Raw genomic sequence first — 4,376 nt, forward strand, 5'->3', positions numbered from 1 at the left:
TGACAGGGGATTGGAGAAGCTCCTACGGCAGCCTTGATGAAAGTTACTGCACGAGCAAGTTTCCAGGCTGAGGTCTTGCTGGTATTGGTGTTGCATACTGGTCCAAATACATTTGCTCCGGCTTTTGCAACAAGCGGAGCCTGTTCATGCGGCCATAAACCTGCGAGCCGTACTCCATTATATTCCAGTTCTCCGTGCATACCGAGTACCATCTCGCCAGCCATTCCGGCTTCAATATACATATCAGAAAACTCTTTTCTAAGGGCCTGGATTGCATAAAGTGTGCCGTACATATCTCCGTCGCCTGCTGCGCCGGTTGTATCAAAGTTAACTCCATCGGCCCCTGAAGCAAAAAGTTTCTGCATAACCCAAACAGTGTCTCTAGTAAGGTGTTCGGCAGCGTGTTCCATAGATTCTTTTGCTTTGTCAATCTTGAATAGCTTCATAAGGTCGCCAGGGTTCTCAAAAGGTCCATCAGGTGTGTAGTAAAGTCCCATATTGGGCATCGCACCGTAAAACAGTGGAATAACCATGTTCTGCTGGCAGACTTCCATTGCCTGGCACTCGTTTGATACGACAGGTTTTACCGGCTTGAAACTGTAATCAATATGCCCGAGTTCCATTGTATCAGCACCAAAAGCACGCTCGTGCGTCATGCAGCCAACTAAACGGCTGGAAGGAATACCAACACCACTGTTGCCCTGGTCACCGTCAAGTCTAATGGTACCGATGTCGTGTGTCACAGGAATTTCCATACCCTGTTCGACACTAACAGTCTTGCCGGGCATCATGAGGATCTCTGCAAGCTTGTCCATTTCATTGGCATTGAGGTCAGGGATCTCTCCAAGGTCAGCAGCGTTTGCAGTACCGGCCTCGATCTCTTCCATTATTTTTTCTTTGGTAAGGTAGACACGTTTTCCGTCTCCCATTCTCAAAGCGTATTCAGTTGCCATTTTTTTAATTCTCCTTTTGACAAACTTAGTTTAGACTATGTCGATTTTATTGAGAGTTGAGGCTCATAGCAGCATTTCCTTTGCTTTTGCCACGGCTTCGCTTGCGTTTTCAGCATAGCAGTCTGCACCTATCTTGTCAGCCCAGGACTGGGTTGCAGGGGCTCCGCCTACCATAACCTTTACTTTGCCTCTGAGCCCTTCTTCCTTGAGGAGTTCAATTACATCTCTCTGCCCCTGAAGGGTTGTCGTCATAAGGGCGGAAATTCCGATAATATCAGCATTAACTGCCTTTGCCTTTTCTACGAAATTCCTTGTAGGCACATCCCTGCCAAGATCATAAACTTCAAAACCAGAAGACTGGAGCATAGTAGAGACTATTGACTTGCCGATATCGTGAACGTCGCCCTCGACGGTTCCGTTTACGATAACTCCCAGTTTCTTGCTCTCTGTCCCTGCCGGAAGTTCAGCTTCAAGCACTTTAACCCCTGCTGTCATTGCATCAGCAGCCATCATTACATGGGGCAGGAAAAGTTTCCCTCTCTCAAAGAGAATTCCTACCTGGTTCATGCCTGCAGAAAGACCTTTGTCAATGATCTCAGCAGGTTCCATGACCTTTTTTGCTTTCTCGACAGCTGCGAGCACTGCATCTTTTTTACAGGAGATTACCGCATCAGCAATCTCGAGGAGTAATCCTTCTGTATCTGCCATTTTTTCTGTCCCTTCTTTATCTGAAAATAACTGACATTTTTCTTCTGTCATTTACTCGGAAGACGGTAAGTTAGTTCCTATTACTATTATATATACCTTCCTAAAAGTATATAATAAGATATCAAAAATATAAAGAAAACATTTAAAAAATGGTGAAAATCATGTTAAAAATTTTATATGACTTTCACTTTTTTAAAAACATCGAAATGTCTAAAATATCTTTGATACTTAGAAATTTCGGAAATTTATACTGTTTGTAGCTCCTCAGCTTAGCATTCTTCAGTGACATTATCTTTCCAGAGATCAAGTATATATTTCATTATCAAAAATAGGAGTATTATAGGGGAGTGAAGAAAATAGTGTACTGTCCTTAAGATAAGGGGACCTGGAGAGTCTTTCTGGAAGAAAACAGAATACGCTATTTTTCTATTCATACTAATTGGAAGTCTCTGGTTACTTCATTACAAATTAATGTAATTGATGAATAACATATTTACCTAAAACAACTCACATAATTCTATAAAGTAAAAATTATACTAAGGGGAAGGGGTATGGAAGTAGAAAGTAGAGCAAAGATGGAAAAAACGCATACAAAGCCAAAGAATGCTTGGGAAAATTTTTTTAAAGATAAAACACACGGGGGGCACAGATATTCATCTGAGGAGTTTCTTGCTATGGAAGCCAGGGAAAAATTATTCCACCTTGACGGAGGCAAAACGCTTCTTGACTTCGGTTGCGGCTCTGCAGAACTCCTTACCTACTATGCTCTTGAATATGAACAGCTTTTAGGAGTGGATTTTTCCCCATCCATGCTTGGCGAAGCAAGTAAAAGAATTAGGGAAAGAAAATGTAATAACATTGATCTTATTCTTGCTGATCATGAAATACTCTGGGAAAACCTGGACTCAACCTTTGATCGAATAACTGCAGCCGGAGTAATCCAGTACTTATCTTTTCAAGAAATTGACGCCTTTATTGCCAAAGCATCAGAACATCTCAATTCAGATGGTAAAATGGTCTTTTTTGACATACTGGACCCGCGATTATACCCATTGTGGAAGTTAGGAGTATTTGCACCGAATGCAGGGCTTTTAAAAGCTTTGTACAGAATGAGTTGTGATTTTCAGAATTCAATATTGGCGGCCTTAAAAAACCGTCCGAGAAACATTTACGGTTTTACTCATAATCCTTATAAAATCCAGAAAATTGCAAACAAACACGGTTTTGAGATGCGCTATATACAATCAATGTACTACGAATATAAGTATCATGCAATAATGTTTCGGACTTAAGCGGGAATGCACTGGAATTAAACTTCACCTAATAACAGGCCAAGTTTGTCTAATAGTCGAACTATGTCTAATAATACTGTGTCATTTATGCTGTGATCAGATCAGTATTCTATATTAGACCAGTATTCTATATTAGACCAGTATTCTATATTAGACCAGTATTCTATATTAGACCAGTATTCTATATTAGACCAGTATTATCTTTATCAGACAAGTAAATCTTCAATCCCTGCCTCTCTCACAATATCGATCGCCTTAGCCTCTTCTTCCGGAGTCAAGCGGCGTCCAATCTCTGGATACTCCATAGCCCGATAGCATGGCCTGTACTGGAACATGAGATTGAACCTGATTTGCGGGATATTTTTTGCAACCCATTCGGCAATCGGCCTTGTACAGCATTCCAGATGGCCCGGCAGGACAAGATGGCGAAGGAGAATTTCTGAGGTTTTGTAGGCGAATTCGAAATTTGGTTGCACGATTTCCAGGTAATTTTTTATTTTTGAGTATTTCCTGGCGCATATATCGTTTCCGTACTTGAAATCTCCAAGGTAAACGTCTACAACCCCTTCGAGGATTTCTGCAATTTCCGGGGAATGATACATATTTGAGTTCCATACCACAGGCGTATTTACAGAGATTTTCCGGACTATTTTAAGGACAGTATGAGCGTGCGGAGTCGGGGTAACGAAATTTACGTTTCTTGCCCCATGCATTCTCCGAAGGCTGATCAGTTTTGCAAGTTTCTTTGGCTCAATTCGAATTCCGGTGTCAGGACAGGTTGAAATATCCCAGTTCTGGCAGTAAACACAGGCAAAAGTACAGCCTGTAAAAAAGATCGTGTGAGATGGTACAAGCTCAGGCTCTTCTCCCATGTGCAGGAACTCAGAAGCGTAATTTGAAAGGTCTGTAAGCCTGCAGAAGCCTTTTTCGCCAGCTTTCCTGTTAACCTCACAGCGCCAACCGCAGCACTGGCATTTTTCCAGCATTTTGCCCACAATCTCAACTTTAAGGTCAAGAAGAGAGGGACTGGCTTTTGGAAGTTCCAGAAAGCTTCTGGTAAAAAATGCTAGCCTGTCATTTGCATTTTTATAGTCAAGGGCTTCCGCGGCTTCTAGTTCAAGGTCTTCTTTGAGTTTTCGGTACTTTTCGATCTCATTACCATGAATTTTCCTGAGTTCTTCAAGCTGCATGCCTGGATCAAACTGGACCGGAATTCTTTCGGTTATCTTAAAAAAGGCAGGCATTTCATCTCTCTGCACCTTGAAGTAACGTTTCAGGTACTTCGAAGCTGCCATACTGAAATATTATTCCACATGGGTTAAAGGCTTATTGTTCGTTTCTTCCGGGTTTCAATTTTAATATCCGGTTCTGGTTTTTAGTTCTGGTTTTTAGTTCTGGTTTTTAGTTTTGATTTTCAGTTTTG

Annotated in this window: 4 protein-coding genes; 1 reads left to right on the forward strand and 3 read right to left on the reverse strand. The window is 41.6% G+C overall.

Annotated features, from left to right (window positions below):
* A partial coding sequence (gene mtbB / locus A9239_RS09885) for a [dimethylamine--corrinoid protein] Co-methyltransferase (protein WP_069575289.1) occupies positions 1-953 on the reverse strand: 953 nt, incomplete at its 3' end.
* Between the two features lie 63 nt (positions 954-1,016).
* A complete protein-coding gene (mtbC, locus tag A9239_RS09890) occupies positions 1,017-1,661 on the reverse strand; it encodes a dimethylamine corrinoid protein MtbC (RefSeq protein WP_048123111.1) in 645 nt (214 codons plus the stop codon).
* 551 nt (positions 1,662-2,212) lie between these two features.
* Here mtbC and A9239_RS09895 point away from each other — a divergent pair.
* Positions 2,213-2,953, forward strand: a complete 741-nt coding sequence (locus A9239_RS09895) for a class I SAM-dependent methyltransferase (protein WP_080941515.1) — start codon at positions 2,213-2,215, stop codon at positions 2,951-2,953.
* Between the two features lie 206 nt (positions 2,954-3,159).
* On the opposite strand, the gene A9239_RS09900 is transcribed toward A9239_RS09895, so the two are convergent.
* A complete protein-coding gene (locus tag A9239_RS09900) occupies positions 3,160-4,248 on the reverse strand; it encodes a radical SAM protein (RefSeq protein ID WP_048154867.1) in 1,089 nt (362 codons plus the stop codon).
* Positions 4,249-4,376: the final 128 nt, after the last annotated feature.

It is taken from the genome of Methanosarcina sp. A14 (assembly GCF_001729375.1).
Classification (GTDB): domain Archaea; phylum Halobacteriota; class Methanosarcinia; order Methanosarcinales; family Methanosarcinaceae; genus Methanosarcina; species Methanosarcina barkeri.

What these genes read in the sequence shown, in the direction of transcription:
- mtbC (WP_048123111.1), bottom strand. Translation starts at nt 1,661, where the DNA reads ATGGCAGATACAGAAGGATTACTCCTCGAGATTGCTGATGCGGTAATC.
- A9239_RS09900 (WP_048154867.1), bottom strand. Translation starts at nt 4,248, where the DNA reads ATGGCAGCTTCGAAGTACCTGAAACGTTACTTCAAGGTGCAGAGAGAT.
- A9239_RS09895 (WP_080941515.1), top strand. Translation starts at nt 2,213, where the DNA reads ATGGAAGTAGAAAGTAGAGCAAAGATGGAAAAAACGCATACAAAGCCA.